This window comes from Bradyrhizobium liaoningense, from assembly GCF_018130955.1.
Lineage (GTDB): Bacteria > Pseudomonadota > Alphaproteobacteria > Rhizobiales > Xanthobacteraceae > Bradyrhizobium > Bradyrhizobium liaoningense_C.
The window spans coordinates 106659-123600 of sequence record NZ_JAFCJM010000015.1 but is presented as its reverse complement, the minus strand read 5'-3'; the positions used below and the strand labels follow the sequence as shown (position 1 = coordinate 123600).

13 protein-coding genes, 1 tRNA gene and 1 pseudogene are annotated in these 16942 nt (G+C 65.6%); 6 read left to right on the top strand and 9 right to left on the bottom strand.

Annotated elements, in window-relative coordinates:
* The 6 genes from JQ632_RS15470 to JQ632_RS15445 form a co-directional block, all read right to left on the bottom strand.
* Nucleotides 1-1764: a hypothetical protein gene (locus JQ632_RS15470; RefSeq protein ID WP_212403386.1), complete on the bottom strand. Its 1764-nt coding sequence runs from the start codon at nt 1762-1764 to the stop codon at nt 1-3.
* 33 nt (nt 1765-1797) lie between these two features.
* Nucleotides 1798-3354 carry a bifunctional glycosyltransferase/class I SAM-dependent methyltransferase gene (locus tag JQ632_RS15465; protein ID WP_212403384.1) on the bottom strand — a complete coding sequence of 519 codons (1557 nt, stop codon included), beginning with the start codon at nt 3352-3354 and terminating at the stop codon, nt 1798-1800.
* A gap of 49 nt (nt 3355-3403) precedes the next feature.
* Nucleotides 3404-3479, bottom strand: a tRNA-Thr gene (locus JQ632_RS15460).
* A gap of 99 nt (nt 3480-3578) precedes the next feature.
* Nucleotides 3579-5399 (bottom strand): heme biosynthesis protein HemY, encoded by a 1821-nt coding sequence (locus JQ632_RS15455; protein ID WP_212403382.1) that lies wholly within the window; start codon nt 5397-5399, stop codon nt 3579-3581.
* A 7-nt stretch (nt 5400-5406) separates the two neighbouring features.
* Nucleotides 5407-6636, bottom strand: a complete 1230-nt coding sequence (locus JQ632_RS15450) for a COG4223 family protein (RefSeq protein WP_212403380.1) — start codon at nt 6634-6636, stop codon at nt 5407-5409.
* Nucleotides 6637-6703: 67 nt separating this feature from the next.
* Nucleotides 6704-7450: a uroporphyrinogen-III synthase gene (locus JQ632_RS15445; RefSeq protein WP_212403378.1), complete on the bottom strand. Its 747-nt coding sequence runs from the start codon at nt 7448-7450 to the stop codon at nt 6704-6706.
* 151 nt (nt 7451-7601) lie between these two features.
* Between JQ632_RS15445 and tsaD the strand changes: the two genes are divergently transcribed.
* The 3 genes from tsaD to JQ632_RS15430 are packed head-to-tail and all read left to right on the top strand — an operon-like array spanning nt 7602 to nt 10074.
* A complete protein-coding gene (gene tsaD / locus JQ632_RS15440; RefSeq protein ID WP_212403376.1) occupies nt 7602-8675 on the top strand; it encodes a tRNA (adenosine(37)-N6)-threonylcarbamoyltransferase complex transferase subunit TsaD in 1074 nt (357 codons plus the stop codon).
* Between the two features lie 2 nt (nt 8676-8677).
* Nucleotides 8678-9658 (top strand): NAD(P)H-dependent glycerol-3-phosphate dehydrogenase, encoded by a 981-nt coding sequence (locus tag JQ632_RS15435; protein WP_212403374.1) that lies wholly within the window; start codon nt 8678-8680, stop codon nt 9656-9658.
* A gap of 2 nt (nt 9659-9660) precedes the next feature.
* A complete protein-coding gene (locus tag JQ632_RS15430) occupies nt 9661-10074 on the top strand; it encodes an EVE domain-containing protein (protein ID WP_212403372.1) in 414 nt (137 codons plus the stop codon).
* Nucleotides 10075-10150: 76 nt separating this feature from the next.
* Here the strand turns inward: JQ632_RS15430 and JQ632_RS15425 are convergent, their stop codons facing one another.
* Complete coding sequence (locus JQ632_RS15425; protein WP_212403370.1) at nt 10151-11239, bottom strand: adenylate/guanylate cyclase domain-containing protein; 1089 nt, start codon at nt 11237-11239, stop codon at nt 10151-10153.
* Between the two features lie 102 nt (nt 11240-11341).
* Between JQ632_RS15425 and JQ632_RS15420 the strand changes: the two genes are divergently transcribed.
* Complete coding sequence (locus tag JQ632_RS15420; protein WP_212403368.1) at nt 11342-11800, top strand: SRPBCC domain-containing protein; 459 nt, start codon at nt 11342-11344, stop codon at nt 11798-11800.
* 64 nt (nt 11801-11864) lie between these two features.
* Here the strand turns inward: JQ632_RS15420 and JQ632_RS15415 are convergent, their stop codons facing one another.
* A complete protein-coding gene (locus JQ632_RS15415) occupies nt 11865-13034 on the bottom strand; it encodes a DNA topoisomerase IB (protein WP_212403366.1) in 1170 nt (389 codons plus the stop codon).
* 390 nt (nt 13035-13424) lie between these two features.
* On the opposite strand from JQ632_RS15415, the gene acs reads away from it, so the two are divergent.
* Nucleotides 13425-15377, top strand: a complete 1953-nt coding sequence (gene acs, locus JQ632_RS15410) for an acetate--CoA ligase (RefSeq protein WP_212403365.1) — start codon at nt 13425-13427, stop codon at nt 15375-15377.
* 376 nt (nt 15378-15753) lie between these two features.
* Entirely contained in the window at nt 15754-16269 is a 516-nt protein-coding gene (locus JQ632_RS15405; RefSeq protein WP_212403363.1) for a L,D-transpeptidase, read from the top strand.
* 48 nt (nt 16270-16317) lie between these two features.
* Here JQ632_RS15405 and JQ632_RS15400 read toward each other — a convergent pair.
* Nucleotides 16318-16907: pseudogene (locus JQ632_RS15400) on the bottom strand (thermonuclease family protein).
* Nucleotides 16908-16942 lie beyond the last annotated feature (35 nt).

The following is a 16942-nucleotide window of genomic DNA, read 5'->3' as shown; positions in this document are numbered from 1 at the left end:
TTAGCCGCCCGGCCTCGACGGCGGCCGCACGTAGAGACCCCAATCGTGATCGACCAAGGGATTCAGCCGTCGGAACGCGGTGTCCCCCGCTACCAACGCCTTCGAGGCAGGCAATGCCTGCAACTCCTCCATGATACGCGGCTGAACGAAGATCGCAGTGAACCCTCGCTCTTCCAAAAACAGCTCGAGCGGCTGCCGGTGATCCCATTCGGTCAGGACCGAATAGTCGACGGTCCGGAACGACAGTAAGACCGCGCTGCGCCTGTTCGTCCGGTACTGCAGATAGGAGCTGAGCTCCCCGGCGTAGTCGCCGATCAGGAGCTTGTTGTTGGGCGCAGCCAGCAGCGACTGATAGGGCTGCAGGCGCGCCAAATTCGCATACAACGCGCGCGGCGAGGCGTGCGTCACTTGGTAGAACGGCAGGAACAGGATCAGCGCAGCGGCGACCAGCAATGCCGCCGCATTGACCTGCGCCCTGACGCGCTGCGTCAACAGATCCGCACTCAAGCCGACCAGCGCCATGATGCAGACCGTGAAGGCAAACAGATAGGACGGTCGCGGCCGCTGCGTCACGACCACAACGGAAATCGTGCAAGCGAGCCCCACCAACACCACAAGCAGGTGACGATGCCGGATCAGAGCCGCCCGCATCGTCGACCGGTCGGAGCAGAATCGCCGTGCCCCGGCGAGAAGCAACAACACGCAGATCACGCTCAGCACCGCGGCATGGATCTGCCGCGCCTGCACCGGCGCATAGTCCGGATTGACCGAACCCGACATGGCATTGAACAGCGCCACCTGAAAGCCGTTGACGACGAGGCTCGCATTCCATGCGAAATGCTTCAGCGTCGCCGCGGGATTGGCCTTCAGCATCTCGAGCAGGCTCGGCTGCTCGGCGCCGAACGTCGACTTCATCAGCGGCTGGCACTCGGTCCACGGGCTTGCGGTGTGCTCGGGATGGCGCTGCGAATAGCCGAACGCATAGACCTGGCACATGTTGAGCGTGTGCTTCGCCTCTGCCGCGGCCGACGCCTGCGGATATTTGATCACGGATTGCGCATAGAACGCCGCAATCAGCGCGACAGCGACCGCAAGCGGCGCCGCGTAGCCAACCAGTCGCTTCTGCCACCACGTCCTGGTCCTCGGCTTGGCATCGAACGGCTGGAGAAACTCTTCGTAAGCACAGAAGGCGGCGAAGACCGCCAGCACGATGCTGGTTTCGTTCCGCACCAGCGCTGTTATGACCAGCAGCAGGGCCAGGATGATGCCGCGGTGAAGCGGCCCTGTCGCCGAGCACGCCAGGACGAGGACCAGCAGCATCGGCAACAGCGCAAACAGATGCACCTCGTAGAGCGTGTTGAAGTTGATCGGCATCACCGTCCACCACAGCGCAACCAGCAGCGCCATGCCCGGCGACATCAAGCGCCGCATCAGCGCGAGCACGCCGAGGGCCGCGGCAAACACGATGACGATGCGATGCAAATTGGTCGCGCCATAGGCGCTCTGGGTGATGCGCAGCATTTCGCCATAGAACGAGGTGTAGAGCGGCGACCACAGGATGTTGTCCTTGAAGTTTTCAGCCCAGCGGATCGCGGTCGCGAAATAGGACGACGTGTCGCCGAAAGTGAGGTCGCGGTAGAGCCACATGGCCCACACGGTCTTGGCCACGAGTAGGAACACGATCGCGTAGCTGAGCGCCGCCTTCGTCTCGAACGCCGTTCGGGCGCGTGCAAGCGCGGGCGACAGAATCTGCAAGCCGCCCATCACCGATCCACCCTCAACGCACCACGACTCCAGCTAAGCCGCACGATCCCCGGCCCCCTTTGCAACTGCCGCCTGTTGCGCCTGCGACAGCAGCGTTTCGAGATTCGGCCTCGCCTTGGCCCGCAACAGAATCTGGAAACCGAACATCGACGGCCAGATCCGCACCAGCAAACCGTTTAGGCGCAGCAGCGCGCGCGATAACGCATTGTCGCCGAAGATGAAGGGAAGCGGCACCACCACGCCTTCCGAGGCGAGGAGTTCAAACCCGGCCGAGCGCATGGCGCGGCGCATGGTCGCGAAGGTGAACAGGCGCGTGTGGGTGAGATCGAGAATGCCGCGCTTGCCATATTCGAACCGGCCGAGCAGGAGTGACAGCCGCATCGGCGCAAAACCGATATTGGCTGTGGTGAGGATGACTTGCGCGCCGGTCCTCGCCGTAAGCTCACGCAACTGATCGAGAAAATCTTCGGGACGGCCGAGATGCTCGATCACGTCGAGACAGAGGATATAGTCGTAGCGCTCATGTTCATCGAAGGCCGGAATGCCCTGATCCAGATCCGCCGTGACGAACTTGTCGTAGCTCGCGGTGAACGGCCCCCGCTCCATGTCGCAGCCGACGACATGGCAGCCCTTCTCCTTCAGGGCGGCGCCGACGACGCCGAGGCCTGAGCCGAGATCAAGCACGCGGGTGGCGGCCGGCACGAGACCGACCACGCGCGAATGGGTGCTGTCAAATTCAAGCTTCGAGGGATAACGCTCGCCCTCGACATCGACACGGCAATCGAAACGCCGGTCGTAGAACACCTGCGCGCTTTGCAGCCTCGCCTGCACGGACGCCTTGATCACGTCCCTGGCGTAGCGCAGGCCGTTCACGCGGCAGATCTCGTCGCCATAATAGGTCGGGATCGGAATCTCGGCGATGCGCTTTCCGGCGAGGTTGAGCTGGATGATGATCTCGGTGTCGAAATGGAAATCGTTGGTGTTGCGCTCGAAGGGCAGCACCGAAAGCGCCTTGACCGCGTAGACGCGATAGCCACTGTGAAACTCGCTCAGCGTCATGCCGAGTATGCGGTTCTGCAGCATCGAGAGGATGACATTGCCGGCATATTTGTAGAGCGGCATGCCGCCGCGCCGCGCCTCGCCGGCCTTCATCATGCGCGAGCCGAACACTGCATCCGCCTGCCCCTCCCTTAGCGGACGGACGAGCTCGGGCAGCATCTCCGGGGCGTACTGGCCGTCGCCATGCAGCAGCGCCACGAAATCAAAGCCGAACGAGATCGCGTAGTGGTAGCCGATCTTCTGGTTGCCGCCGTAACCCTGGTTCACCGGATTGAACAGGATGGTCACCTTGAACGGCAAGCCCTCGGCATCGGCCTTCGCGCTTTCCCGAAAGGTCTGGTCGGACGAGCCGTCGTCGATGATCAGGACTTCGACGTCATACTCGTCACCGAGTCGCGCCGGAATCCGCCGCAGCACCTGCCGGATTGTGGTCTCGGCATGGTAGGCGACAATGAAGATGAGAAGGCGTGGCTTGGCGGGGGCGGTCACGTTGGGGATCTGCTGTGGCGAGGCCTGCAGACTAGCAGCCACGAAAACTTGGCGCGCGCTCAAATTGTCGCGTGGGATGGGTTGAAGGCGCTGGTGCCGCAAGAGGGATTCGAACCCCCGACCCCGTCATTACGAATGACGTGCTCTACCGACTGAGCTATTGCGGCGGACCATTTTGGGGCCGAAGCGGTGCTGGCCCCCTACGCGCGCCCCTGATATCGGGCATGGCCCGAATTGGCAAGGAGAAGCGGGCCCCGGGATCCCGATCAGGCGCCCCAGCGGGACCAGAATCCGCGCCAGCCGCCGTCCTGGGCCTTCGGCGTGCCGATTTGTTCCGTGAATTCGTCGACCGGACCCTCGTCATCGATCCCGGGATCGTCTGGCGCACGGACAATCGGGATGACGGCGGGAATCGGCACTGGCGCAGGCTTGCCGAGGTCTGGTCGGGCCCGGAACACGGGCGTAGCCGCCACCGGCGCTGATTCGACCGGCTCCGGGGCCGGTTTGGCCGGCTCGGCGGGCGCAGGCTCGATAATCTTGGCCTCGGAAGCGCCAGTTTCAGAAACCTTTGGCTCGGAAGGCTTGGTCTCGGAAGACTTGGCCTCAGGAGCCTTGGCCTCAGGCGCCTTGGCTGCGGGCGGAGAGTTGTCCTGGGGCGCCGGCGCGGGGTTCGGCTCTGCTGGGGAGACCTCGCGGACCGGTTCCATCGGCGCGGTGGTGCCAGCCGTGACCCGTTTCGGCGGCGGGGCGGCCAGCATCGCCTCCTCGAACGGGGACGATTCGATCGTGGTGCCCCTGTCCGACGGCAGGCTCGCCACCGGCGTCTGCCACTGGAAGGCGTCGAGGCGGCCGGTGACCGGGGAGACCGGGCGCCAGCGATCGCTGACATAACCGTCCGCGGTCCAGGCGGGATCATGGCGGGCGCGCACCGCGCGCAGGGTCCAGGCGCGGGCACGGCCGCTATCGCCATGCTCGGTGCGCTCGACCTCGGCCATCAACAGCGCGACGCGCTGGGTCGGATCGGCCACGAACGGCGCCAAGACCTCGCGGGCGCGGGCGAACTCGGAGGCATCGATCCCAGCGCGCGCGATCGCCAGCGCGCCTTCGATATGGCCCGGCGTCTTCGCGGCGAGCGTCTCGACGCGCTGCAAACGCTGGCGCGCGGAATCCCCGAGCTTCACATGCGCATAGGCATCCGCGAGATCGGGATGCGGATGTGCTAGCCAGGCCGCCTCCACCATCTTGATCGCACGGCGCACCTGATGCGCCTCGCTCTCGAATTTTGCGGCGAGCACGGCGGCCGGCACCAATGTCGGCGCGAGCTTGACGGCTTCCATCACGCTCTCGCGCGCGACGTCGCGGTCCATCGTTTCCAGTTCGAGCGCGCGCGCCGTGAGCAGCACGCCGCGCTGGCGGCGATAGGCCCGCTTGTCGATGAGACCCGCGGACAGGTTGGAGTCGAGGATCGCAAGCGCGCCGCTCCAGTCGCTGCGCGCGCAACGGAAGCCGAGCACGGCGTGCGAAGCCCAGGTCGACGAGGGCGACAGCTTGATCGCCTCCTCCGCGATCATCACGGCGGCGACCGCATCGTCGGCACGCTGCGCCTCGATGAAGAGACCGCGCAGGCCCAATAGGCGCGTATCCTCGCGCTCGGCCATGGCACGGAAGGCGCGCTGCGCCTCATCGCGATTGCCTTCGAGCTGCGCCGATTGCGCGTGCAGCAGCAGTGCAAGCGGATCGTGCGGGGTGTGACGGCGTGCGGCATCGGCGTGACGGCGCGCGGCCGTGGTATCGCCATGACCGACCGCCAGCAGACCATGGGTGATGGCATGACGGCCGCGCGCGTGGCGTTTCTCGTGGCGCCGGCGGCGCAACCGACCCGGCATGCGCCAGATCACGGTCAGGATGCTCCAGAGGAAGACGATTGCTACGGCGAATAGACCGAGGCCGAGCGCGAACACCGGAATGCTTGGTGAGGCCCGAAAAACGCCCCAGGTCATCACGACATCGCCGGGCTGGTCGGCGATCCAGGCTGCGCCGGCCCCGGCCAGCGCGATCAGGATGAGAAACAGAACGACGCGAAGCATGAAAATCCTATTGCGCAGCTTTGGCGAGGTCCGCCATGGCATCGTCGGCGAATTTGCGGGAGGCGGCGAGCGCCGCGTCGCGCGCATCGGTCTTTTCTAGCCAGGCTTTTGCCGGCTCGCGGTCGACCTCGGGCAAGGTCTTCAATTCGCGACGCGCTTCGTTGAAATCGTTGCGCAGCGCCGCGGCGGTCACCCGCGCGACGATGGCGGCGCGATCGTTACCGACGGCATCGGTGCGCTCGATGCGGACGAGCTTGGCCGCGCCCGCTTGAAGGCGATCGACGATGCCGGTGCCGCTTGTCTGCGCCTCCGCGGGCGGCGACAGCTTTGGCACGATGTTGAGCAGCTCGCGAGTCAGCACGACCGGGCTCGGAACGCCTGACGCCGCGAAGGCGTCGAGCGGCTTCAGCATGTTGGGATCGGCGGAGAACGAGCGCGCCGCCGCGAGCTGCGCGGCGTAGCCGTCGCCGTGACGAACGGCGACATCGAGCAGCGAGGCCGCCACGACGCGGCGTAGCGGCTTGTCGTCGGCGGGCTTGGCGTCAGCGATCTTCTCGCCCTGCTGTGCGAGCTCGGCACGCTCGGCCTTGATGTTCTTTTCGAGCTGGGCGATGCGCTCGTTGACGGCGGAGAAATCGGGCGCGGCCGCCGCATCGTGCGGCGCTGCCTTCACCGCGTCCACGGTGCTGGCAAGCTTGTCCGACTGCGCGCGGACCGCGGCGATATCGCTGCGCAGGCCGGCCAATGATTTCTCAAGCGCATCGACGCGGGCGGCCGCGGCGGGATCGACGGCGGGCTTGCTCACCTTGGCTTCGACACTGGCGACGCGGCCAGTCAACGCATCGACGGCTGCTGACGTGACCTGCGGCGCAGCGGGCGGGGCCTGCACCGCGGGCCAGCCCAGCATCCAGCCGACCGCGATGACGAGTGCGGCCGCCACCGCGCCCGACAGCGGCGCGATCACCCAGGCAGATACCGGCGCCGGCGGAACGGCCGTCGTGGCCTCGCGCCGCTCCGGCTCGGGCTGTGCCTCGACCTGCTCGCTTGCAGCCGCCGCCTCTGTCTCCGTACCTGCCTCAACACTTGCCTTGGCGTGCTCGGGTTGCGGCTCCGCCTCACCTGCCTGCTGCGGCTGGGTGGAAACTTCCGTGGCTTCGAGATCGATGGTGGGCGGTGTGCGCTTGGCACGGCCGGATTCGGGGGCCAATCCTGCGTCTTCAGGCTTGTCATCGGCCATCGTGACGTTTCCTCAACTTGCAAAGCGTACTGATCCGGACCCATTTTACCGGATTCGGCCCGTTCTCTTACGCCAAACGGGTGCGCAACGCACGCTCCAAGGTTTCGAACAGGGCATTTTCGTCGGGCGAAGCCGCTACCGTAACCTGTGTCGCGCCCGCCTCGCGCAGGACACTGGCGACATTTTCGGACAGGCAGCATTGGGGAATCGCCAGCGCCGAGATTTCGACGCCCTCGCTGCGCGCCGCGTCCAGGAAAGCCCGCGCGCTGCGCCTGGAATAATGCAGGACGGCCTCGATGCCGTGGGCGGCGAAGCCGTCGCAGACCTCGCGGGGCAGATGCCTGACCGGCGCCATGCGGTAGGTCGTTTGCGTGACCACGTCAAAGCCTTCGGCACCCAGTTCGCTGGCGAGATCGCGCGACAGGTCGGCCCCCGCCAGATAGAGCAGCGTGCTTTTCTTCTTCAAGAGCTTGTCGCGCGCGCCCTTCAGCACGGTGTCGCGCAAGGCGGCCGCATCGCCGCCGGCGACGATGACCTCGACAAAGCCGGCCTCGCGGGCGGCGGAGGCAGTGTGTTCGCCGACTGCGAACAGCGGAAGCTTCGACAGCTTCAGTTCCGCCAGTTGCGGCACGATGGCGCGGATCGCGTTGGCCGAGGTGACGATGACGGCGCCATATCTGATTTCGCCCGCGTCGTGGAACGCAACGGGCTCGAACTTCAGGAGCGGCGCAAGGTGCACGTCGAAGCCGCGCGCGCGCAAGGCGACCGCGGTGGTCTCATTGTCAGGATGCGGCCGTGTCACAAGAATGGCCATGGTCTATAGTCCCCGGCACGTCGTGGTGAAGCTTCAAGGGATAAAGACAAAGCGTGACAATTGCGCTTGGCGACCCCGGAATGCTACCGGACGTACCAGAACTCTGCTTTACGGATGAGCGCAAGGCCGCAAATTGGATAACGAATCGCCAATGCTGGTGCTGGGCATTGAAACCACCTGCGACGAGACCGCCGCGGCGGTGATCGAGCGCGCGCCTGACGGCAGCGGAACGATCCGCTCCAACATCGTGCGCTCGCAGGTGGACGAGCATGCCCGCTTCGGCGGCGTGGTGCCGGAGATCGCCGCGCGCGCCCATGTCGACCTGCTCGACGGTATTATCGAACGCGCCATGAAGGAGGCCGGAGTCGGTTTTGCGGAACTGTCCGGCGTCGCCGCCGCCGCAGGTCCCGGGCTGATCGGCGGCGTCATCGTGGGGCTCACCACGGCGAAGGCGATTGCGATGGTGCACGACACGCCGCTTGTCGCGGTGAACCATCTCGAGGCGCATGCGCTGACGCCACGCCTCACCGATCGGCTCGATTTTCCCTACTGCCTGTTCCTCGCCTCCGGCGGTCACACGCAAATCGTCGCCGTTGTCGGCGTCGGCCAATATGTACGGCTCGGCACCACCGTTGACGATGCTATCGGCGAAGCTTTTGACAAGGTGGCGAAGATGCTGGGACTGCCCTACCCCGGCGGACCGCAGGTTGAACGCGAGGCCAGCAACGGCGATGCCGCGCGATTTGCACTTCCGCGACCGATGCTGGGACGGGCTGATGCAAACTTTTCGCTGTCGGGCCTGAAGACGGCCGTGCGCAACGAAGCGAGCCGCATCGTGCCGCTGGAGCCGCAGGACATCAGCGACCTCTGCGCCAGCTTTCAGGCCGCGGTGCTGGAATCGACCGCGGATCGGCTGAGCGTGGGCCTCAAACTCTTCCGCGAACAGTTCGGTGCGCCGCATGCGCTCGTCGCCGCCGGCGGCGTCGCCGCCAATCAGGCGATCCGCGGCGCGTTGCAGGACGTCGCCGACAAGGCGCAGACCCAGCTCATCATGCCGCCGCCGGCGCTCTGCACCGACAACGGCGCCATGATCGCCTGGGCCGGCGCCGAACGCCTCGCGCTCGGCCTGACCGATACGATGGAAGCGCAGCCCCGGGCACGCTGGCTGCTCGACGCAAATGCCACGGCGCCCGCCGGCTACGGCAACACCCGCGCGGGGTTCTAGCCATGCCGGCATTCCAATCGGTCGCGGTGATCGGCGCGGGCGCCTGGGGAACGGCGCTGGCAACGGTCGCGGCGCGGGCGGGCCGCAGCGTCACCCTCTGGGCGCGCAATGCGGAGCACGCCGCGCGGATTGCCTCGACGCGCGATAATCCGCGGCTGCCGGGCATGGCGATCCCGCCGGACATCGTGGTGACGAGCGAGCTGGCCTTGGCGGCACGAGCCGACATGATCCTGATCGCAACGCCCGCGCAGCATCTGCGCGGCGCCGTCAACGCGCTGGCATCGCATCTGACGGGACCCGTGCCTGTCATCGCCTGCGCCAAGGGCATCGAGCACGGCACGCACAAATTCATGACCGACGTGATCGCGGAAGCCGCGCCCGCCACGTGCCCTGCGATCCTCTCGGGTCCGAGTTTTGCCGACGACGTCGCGCGCGGCCTGCCGACAGCAGTCACGCTCGCCGCAAAGGATGAGCAGATCGCAAGCGCATTGGTGCAGGCGCTAGGCTCGCCGACCTTCCGGCCCTATCACTCCACGGACGTCCGCGGTGTCGAGATCGGCGGCGCGGCGAAGAACGTGCTGGCGATTGCGGTGGGCATCGCGGTCGGACGCAAGCTCGGCGCGTCCGCGCAGGCCGCGCTCACCACGCGCGGCTTTGCCGAGCTCGCCCGGTTCGGCCGGGTGCTCGGTGCGCGCGGCGAGACGCTGGCCGGGCTCTCCGGCCTTGGCGATCTGATCCTGAGCTGCGCAAGCCCGCAATCGCGCAACTTTGCGCTCGGGCTCGCACTCGGCCGCGGCGAGAAGCCGCCGGCCGGCAAGCTCGCCGAGGGCGAATTCACCGCGCCCGTGCTGATCGAACTGGCGGCTTCGCAAAATATCGAGATGCCGGTATCACAGGCGGTGGCGGCGATCCTGAGCGGCAAGACCACGATCGACGCCGCGATCTCCGGACTTTTGACGCGCCCCTTCAAGGCTGAGGAATGAGCATGGCGTACTGGCTGGTGAAATCCGAACCGTCCGTGTGGTCCTGGGACCAGCAGGTCGCCAAGGGCGCGAAAGGCGAGGCCTGGACCGGCGTGCGCAATTTTACCGCGCGCCAGAATCTCGTGGCCATGAAGAAGGGCGACAAGGCGTTCTTCTATCACTCCAACGAGGGCAAGGAGATCGTCGGCATCGCGGAGGTCATCAAGGAGGCCTATCCCGATCCGACCGACAAGACCGAAAAGTTCGTCTGCGTCGACATCAAGGCCGACAAGCCCCTGAAGACGCCGGTGACGATGGCCGCGATCAAGGCAGACAAGAAGCTCGCGGACATGGCGCTGGTGAAGTATTCGCGGCTGTCGGTGCAGCCGGTGACGGCCGAGGAGTGGAAGCTCGTCTGCAAGATGGGCGGGCTGTAGGCACAATGGCTCGTCATTGCGAGCGCAGCGAAGCAATCCAGACTGTTTCCGCGGCGACAATGACGGATGGCTAGACCTACCCCTCCGGCAGGGCAAACACCTCACACGGCGACGCAATGCCGCGCAGCGCATGCGTTCCAAGCGCGATCAACTGCGCGTCGGTCTCGGCGGCGAGCGCGCCTGAGACGAGCACGGTCTTGCCGAGCGGCCGACACAGGCCTTCGAGCCGGCTCGCGAGATTCACGGCGGCTCCAATCGCGGTGAAGTCCAGACGGTTGGCGGCGCCGATATTGCCCCAGAGCATTTCGCCGAGATGCAGCGCCGCGCCGAACGACAGGGAAGGCAGTCCCTGTTTCTGCCGCTCCTCGTTCAGATGCGCCATGCCAGCCTGCGCGGCCGCGGCCGCGCGCAGAGCCGCCTGGCACGCACGACGCGGTCGCCCGTCGACCACCGGAAAGATCGCGAGCACGCCGTCGCCGATGAATTTCAGGACCTCGCCGCCGAAGGCGTGAACGGCGCCGGCGATGCGGTCGAACCAGGCATCGAGCGCCGCGATGACAGCTTCAGGCGGATTGTCTTCGGAGAGTGCCGTGAAACTGCGCAGATCGGCGTAGAGCAGCGCTGCCTGAATCGTTTCACCCAGGTCGCGTCGCAACGGAGCTGCCAGCACGCGCGCGGCACTGCGCCGTCCGAGATAGGCTTCGAGCGTCGCGAACAGCGTCGCGCGCGCGGCGAGCACGGCCAAGGGTGCGGCGGCGAAACGCGCGGCCTGCCTGAGTTCATCGACCTCCTCCGGCGTGAAGGGCCGCGGCCCGATCCAGCCCAGCGACGGGCCGTCTTGTCGCGGCCCGATCACGTCTTCGTGCACCACGCCGCTTGCGATGTCGCCGAGCCAGCGGCGGCCGGCGTCACCAGGCGCTTGCGGCGCAAACACTGCCGCACCCGAGGCAAAGCCGAGGGCTTCCACGACCTCGCCGCTGTTGGCGCGCCACAGCCAGGTTCGTCGCGCAATCAGGGGATGCGGCACGTCGAGGGTCAGCGCACCGGCCGCAAGCGGCAACCCGTCCGCGACCAGATGCGCGCCGAGTTCCGCGAGCAACCGGTCCGCGCCCGCGGTCTCCGCGGCGGAATCGACCAGCCAGGCGAGCGTGGAGGAAAGTTTCATGCCCCGATCATGGCGTCCGGGCGCCATCTTTGTCACGGCCTATCCTTGAACTGGAACGCCGGCACCGCCATCTCACCCAGCGCAACGGAGAACGCAGCCGCAATGACCGAGCCGTTCATAGTCCGACGCGAGACCCAGATCGCGGCCCCGCGTGCCACCGTCTTTGCTTTCCTGACGGATCCCGACAAGATCTTGAGCTGGATGGGTACCGAGGCGACGATGGAGCCGCATCCCGACGGGCTCTATCTGCTGAAGGGCATCGGTCCCCGCAGCGGCGTGGCCCGCGGCGCATTTCGCGAGGTCGTGCCGGTGCATCGCCTGGCCTACACCTTCGGCTGGGACGGCGGCCAGGAAGTGCCGCCCGGCTCCAGCCTGATCGAGATCGATCTCATCGAGCGCGACGGCGGCACCTTGCTGCGCATGACCCATAGCGGCCTGCCCAACGAAGCGCAGTGCATCAGCCATGACAGAGGCTGGGCGCACTATCTGGATCGGCTGACGAGCGCAGCCGCCGGCCGGAATCCGGGCCCCGACAAGGGCCTGGCAAACGAGAAGATGTAAGCTAGAGCATGATCCGGAAAAGTGTGAGGCGGTTTTCCGAAAAGATCATGCTCAAACTAAAGACTTAAACCGCGGCCGTTGCCACGACCTGCGCCAGAAGCTGCTCGCGTCGCGCCTGCGAGCGCTGGCCCTTCATGGTCGCGGCAAAGCGCTCGAGGATGCCGTCCTCGAAGGCCGTGACGATGGTGTCGTGCACGTAGCTCTTGCGGCAGATCGCCGGCGTGTTCGAGAGCTTGTCGGCCGCGGCGCGGATCGCATCCAGCACCTGCTTCTTGCGGCCGCGCTGGCTGGTCGCCGGTGTGATCCGCGACAGCGATTCCACGACGACGGCGGAGGCCATCAGCGTACGAAAATCCTTCAGCGAGATCTTGATGCCGGCGATCTCGCGCAAGAACGCATTCACCTGCGTGGTGTTCACCGCGCGCACGATGCCGTAGGCATCGCGATACTGGAACATGCGTTTTCCCGGCACGCCACGCAGAATGCCGATGGCGCGCACGAGCTTGGCCGCGTCGCATTCCTTGCGCACCGCCTTGCCGCCCTTGGCTTTGAACGTCAGCACGAAGCTGTCGTCTTCGAGCGTGACGTTCGATTTGAGCATGGTGGTGGCGCCGCGGGTGCCGTTGAGGCGCGCGTAGGACTCATTGCCGGGACGGATCGCGGTGCGGGCGATCAGCTCGATCACCGCCGAAAGCGCAAACTCGCGCGTCGGCTCCTCGCCGGACAGGAACATGGAGACCTTGCGCCGGATCTTTGGCAGCGCGCCGACGAGCTTTTCCAGGCGATGCGCCTTGCGCTGCTCGCGGACCTTTTCCCAATCGGCGTGATAGCGGTATTGCAGTCGGCCCGCGGCATCGCGACCCACGGCCTGCAGATGCGAGCTGGGATCGGCCGAATAGCGGACTTCGCGATAGGCCGGCGGCACCGCCATGGCGTGCAGCCGGCGAATGGTCCGGGCGTCGCGGATATGCGCGCCGTTGGGGCGGACGAAGGAGTAGCCCTTGCCGCGCCGGATGCGGCGAATGGTCAGCTCGTTCTGGTCGCCGAGGCGCAGCCCCAGCTCCCGGGCGAGTGCTTCCACCGAGGTCGTGTGGGCCGCGTCATAGGTCTTTTTCGGGCTCGGACGCCGAAAAGAGGCCGGTTTGGGCCATTGTCCGAGCGCTTTTGCGAGCGCAACAGCGGCGGGATCGGCCGAAGCGGGCTGAAGCGCCCCGAGATTCTGCTGATCCATCATAGTCTTACGCCTTAGCTCCGCCTGTTACCCGTCAATGCCGTTATTTTGGCTTTTGTTCCTGTCGGGCCTCTTGGAGCCCGGTTTCGGCATTTAGGAGGTTCCGAACCGTATTGCGAGTCCCGAATCGGTGACGGACGGTTCCTAAATACCGCGATGGGCCGCATAGGGGGTTTGCAGGGGCGCTTCCCGATATCTCGGTAAAGAGCTCAAGCAGCCGTCCGACCTGTTTCATATCTGCGACAGGCTTGATTTTCCGCATGGCCGTGGGCCCCCCGAAGGTCCAGCTTGTCCTCCTTGTCGGGCCCGGTTAGCCCGACGCATAATCAAGTTAATGATCAAGCTGGCTCGACTGGCCGCGTGTGCCCGGTGTGCCGCAGGTGGAGGGAAAATATGTCCGAGAAGATCTACGATGTGCCGGCTGAATGGACGAAGCGCGCCTGGGTCGACCAGGCCAAATACAAGGATATGTACGCCCGTTCAATCTCGGACCCGAACGGCTTCTGGGCCGAACAGGCCAAGCGCATCGACTGGATGAAGGCGCCGACCAGGATCGAGAACGTCTCCTTTGCGCCCGGCAACGTCTCCATCAAATGGTTCGAGGACGGCGTGCTCAACGTTGCCTGGAACTGCATCGACCGGCACCTCGCCAAGCGTGCCAACCAGACCGCGATCATCTGGGAAGGCGACGACCCCTCGCAGTCCAAGCACATCACCTACAAGGAACTGCACGATGAAGTGTGCCGGATGGCCAATATCCTGCGCACGCGGAACGTCAAGAAGGGTGACCGGGTCACGATCTACCTGCCGATGATCCCGGAGGCCGCTTACGCGATGCTGGCCTGCGCGCGGATCGGCGCCATCCACTCCGTGGTGTTCGCCGGCTTCTCGCCGGACAGCCTCGCCCAGCGCATCAACGACTGCCAGTCCAAGGTGATCATCACCGCCGATGAAGGCCTGCGCGGCGGCAGGAAGGTGCCGCTGAAGGCCAATGTCGATGCCGCGCTCGCCAAGGCCGACGGCGTCGACTGGGTCGTCGTTGTGAAGCGCACCGGCGGCAAGATCGACATGAACCCGTCGCGCGACCTCTGGTATCACGAGGCGGCGGCGATGGTGACGACGGAGTGCCCCGCCGAGCACATGCACGCCGAGGACCCGCTGTTCATTCTCTACACGTCGGGCTCGACCGGCACGCCGAAGGGCGTGCTGCACACGAGCGCCGGCTATCTCGTCTATGCCTCGATGACGCATCAATACGTCTTCGACTATCACGACGGCGACATCTACTGGTGCACCGCCGACGTCGGCTGGGTCACCGGCCACAGCTATATCCTGTATGGACCGCTCGCCAACGGCGCGACCACGTTGATGTTCGAGGGCGTGCCGAACTATCCGGACAATTCCCGGTTCTGGCAGGTCGTCGACAAGCACAAGGTCAACATCTTCTACACCGCACCGACCGCGATCCGCGCGCTGATGCAGGGCGGCGACGAGCCCGTGAAGAAGACCTCGCGCGCGTCGCTCCGCCTGCTCGGCTCGGTCGGCGAGCCCATCAATCCGGAAGCCTGGGAATGGTATCACCGCGTGGTCGGCGAGGACCGTTGCCCGATCGTCGATACCTGGTGGCAGACCGAGACCGGCGGCATCCTGATCACGCCGCTGCCGGGCGCGACAAAGCTCAAGCCGGGTTCGGCGACACTGCCGTTCTTCGGTGTGGTGCCTGAGATCGTCGACGCCGACGGCAAGGTGCTGGACGGCGAGACGTCAGGCAATCTTTGCCTCACCCGCGCATGGCCGGGTATGATGCGCACGGTCTATGGCGATCACGCCCGCTTCGAGCAGACCTATTTCTCGACCTACAAGGGCAAGTACTTCACCGGCGACGGCTGCCGGCGCGATGCCGACGGCTATTACTGGATCACCGGCCGCGTCGACGACGTCATCAACGTCTCCGGCCACCGCATGGGCACGGCCGAGGTCGAGAGTGCGCTGGTGGCGCATGAGAAGGTGTCGGAAGCCGCCGTCGTCGGCTTCCCGCACGACATCAAGGGCCAGGGCATCTATGCCTATGTGACCCTGATGGCCGGCGTCGAGCCGAGCGAGGATTTGCGCAAGGAGCTCGTGACCTGGGTGCGCAAGGAGATCGGCCCGATCGCCTCGCCCGACCAGATCCAGTTCGCGCCGGGCCTACCAAAGACCCGCTCCGGCAAGATCATGCGCCGCATCCTGCGCAAGATCGCCGAGGACGAGCCGGGCAGCCTAGGCGACACCTCGACGCTGGCCGATCCCGCCGTGGTCGACGACCTCGTCAAGAACCGGCAGAACAAGAAGAGCGCGTCGGCTTGATTTGCAGACGTCATTCCGGGGCGATGCGCAAGCATCGACCCCGGAATCTCGAGATTCCCCGATGCGCAATTGCGCATCTGAGGTCGCGCTTTCGCGCGCCCGGAATGACAGTTTTGGTTGGTCTCACGCACTTGTCAGGGGCGCCTCCGGCGCCACCTGCTTCTTTCCGGCCGAGTGTTGTTTTCAGGTCATTTACTTTAATTCGAACATTTCCTTTGTTCCCGCCATAAGACAGGCCCCCGCGCCGGACGTGGAAACCATCCGGTTAAGACACGCGGTTAAGAATGCGTGGGTGAGGCCGGCAGGCTCAGGTTCAAGCGGTCTGCGCGACGAAATTGAGGACCCCGGAAGGGGCGGCTGGGAAGTGGAGCAGATAATGTCGATGAGGATTGCGGTGGCGTTGGCCGCCACCATCGGGGCGGGGGTCTTGATGTCGACGGCGGCCGAGGCGCGGCCGGAAATGGTGGGGATGCGCTCTGCCGAGTATTCGCCAGGCACCATCGTGGTCCGGACCAACGAACGCCGGCTCTATCTCATTCTCGATACCGATCATGCCGTGCGCTATCCGGTCGGCGTCGGCAAATCCGGCAAGCAATGGGCTGGCACGACCCGTATCGACGGCAAATACCTCAACCCGGCCTGGTCACCGCCCGCCGAGGTGAAGCGCGACAAGCCGAGCATTCCCGACGTCATTCCCGGCGGCTCGCCGCGCAACCCGATGGGCGTCGCGGCGATGACGCTCGCGGGCGGCGAATACGCGATCCACGGCACCAACGTTCCGGGCTCGGTCGGCGGCTTCGTCTCTTATGGCTGCATCCGCATGCTCAACGACGACATCACCGATCTCTATTCGCGCGTGTCGGTCGGCACGACCGTGGTCGTGACGCGCTGACCGCTCCGATCCGCTGAGAGAGGAAAGCCGCGTTTCGACGCGACTTTTTCATTGCCAGAATCGCCAGCCTCGCGCGCACCAGCCGTCGCGATGGCCGCCATTGTAGCTGCGGACATGGCCGCTCGCGAGCAGCGAACATTGGCGGTTCGTCTGGTTGCGACGTCGGCGACGACGCGCCCTTCATATTTGTCCGGACCGATGTTGTAGATAGCAACACCGCCTTGGCCGAGCAGCTCGCGCAACGCGTCGGTCGCGGCCTCGGCTTTGGTCAGCTCGTCCTGGCAGGAGGCCTTCAATTCAGGCGCATCGATGCCGCGCAGGCGAACCCGCGTGACGAGATCGCGCCCGTCGCGCTGATGCAGGCGAGCAAGAAAGGTATCGCCGTCGATGATGCGGATGACATCCACGGCCTGGCGCGTGTCAGGATTGCCGGCGTGTTGCAGGACGATCGCGGCATCCTGCGCCCGGACGTTGTCCGACCGCGACAACGGCCAGTTCAGCCCATGCCGAAAGGTCAGCACCACGGCGAACGCAATGCCGACCACGAACATCCACGGCAGAAGGCCTGCGAAACGACGGCCGAAAGGCGAACCGCGAAACGACGGCCGATAGGAATTGGGTCGATCGTAAGGAGACATTTGCCGACGCTGGACTGAGTCGGGTGAACCGGCAA

Excerpts from the sequence above, each read along its gene's own strand:
- JQ632_RS15470 (WP_212403386.1), bottom strand. The coding sequence starts at position 1,764 with ATGGGCGGCTTGCAGATTCTGTCGCCCGCGCTTGCACGCGCCCGAACG.
- JQ632_RS15455 (WP_212403382.1), bottom strand. The coding sequence starts at position 5,399 with ATGCTTCGCGTCGTTCTGTTTCTCATCCTGATCGCGCTGGCCGGGGCC.
- JQ632_RS15450 (WP_212403380.1), bottom strand. The coding sequence starts at position 6,636 with ATGGCCGATGACAAGCCTGAAGACGCAGGATTGGCCCCCGAATCCGGC.
- JQ632_RS15445 (WP_212403378.1), bottom strand. The coding sequence starts at position 7,450 with ATGGCCATTCTTGTGACACGGCCGCATCCTGACAATGAGACCACCGCG.
- tsaD (WP_212403376.1), top strand. The coding sequence starts at position 7,602 with ATGCTGGTGCTGGGCATTGAAACCACCTGCGACGAGACCGCCGCGGCG.
- JQ632_RS15435 (WP_212403374.1), top strand. The coding sequence starts at position 8,678 with ATGCCGGCATTCCAATCGGTCGCGGTGATCGGCGCGGGCGCCTGGGGA.
- JQ632_RS15430 (WP_212403372.1), top strand. The coding sequence starts at position 9,661 with ATGGCGTACTGGCTGGTGAAATCCGAACCGTCCGTGTGGTCCTGGGAC.
- JQ632_RS15425 (WP_212403370.1), bottom strand. The coding sequence starts at position 11,239 with ATGAAACTTTCCTCCACGCTCGCCTGGCTGGTCGATTCCGCCGCGGAG.
- JQ632_RS15420 (WP_212403368.1), top strand. The coding sequence starts at position 11,342 with ATGACCGAGCCGTTCATAGTCCGACGCGAGACCCAGATCGCGGCCCCG.
- JQ632_RS15415 (WP_212403366.1), bottom strand. The coding sequence starts at position 13,034 with ATGATGGATCAGCAGAATCTCGGGGCGCTTCAGCCCGCTTCGGCCGAT.
- acs (WP_212403365.1), top strand. The coding sequence starts at position 13,425 with ATGTCCGAGAAGATCTACGATGTGCCGGCTGAATGGACGAAGCGCGCC.
- JQ632_RS15405 (WP_212403363.1), top strand. The coding sequence starts at position 15,754 with ATGTCGATGAGGATTGCGGTGGCGTTGGCCGCCACCATCGGGGCGGGG.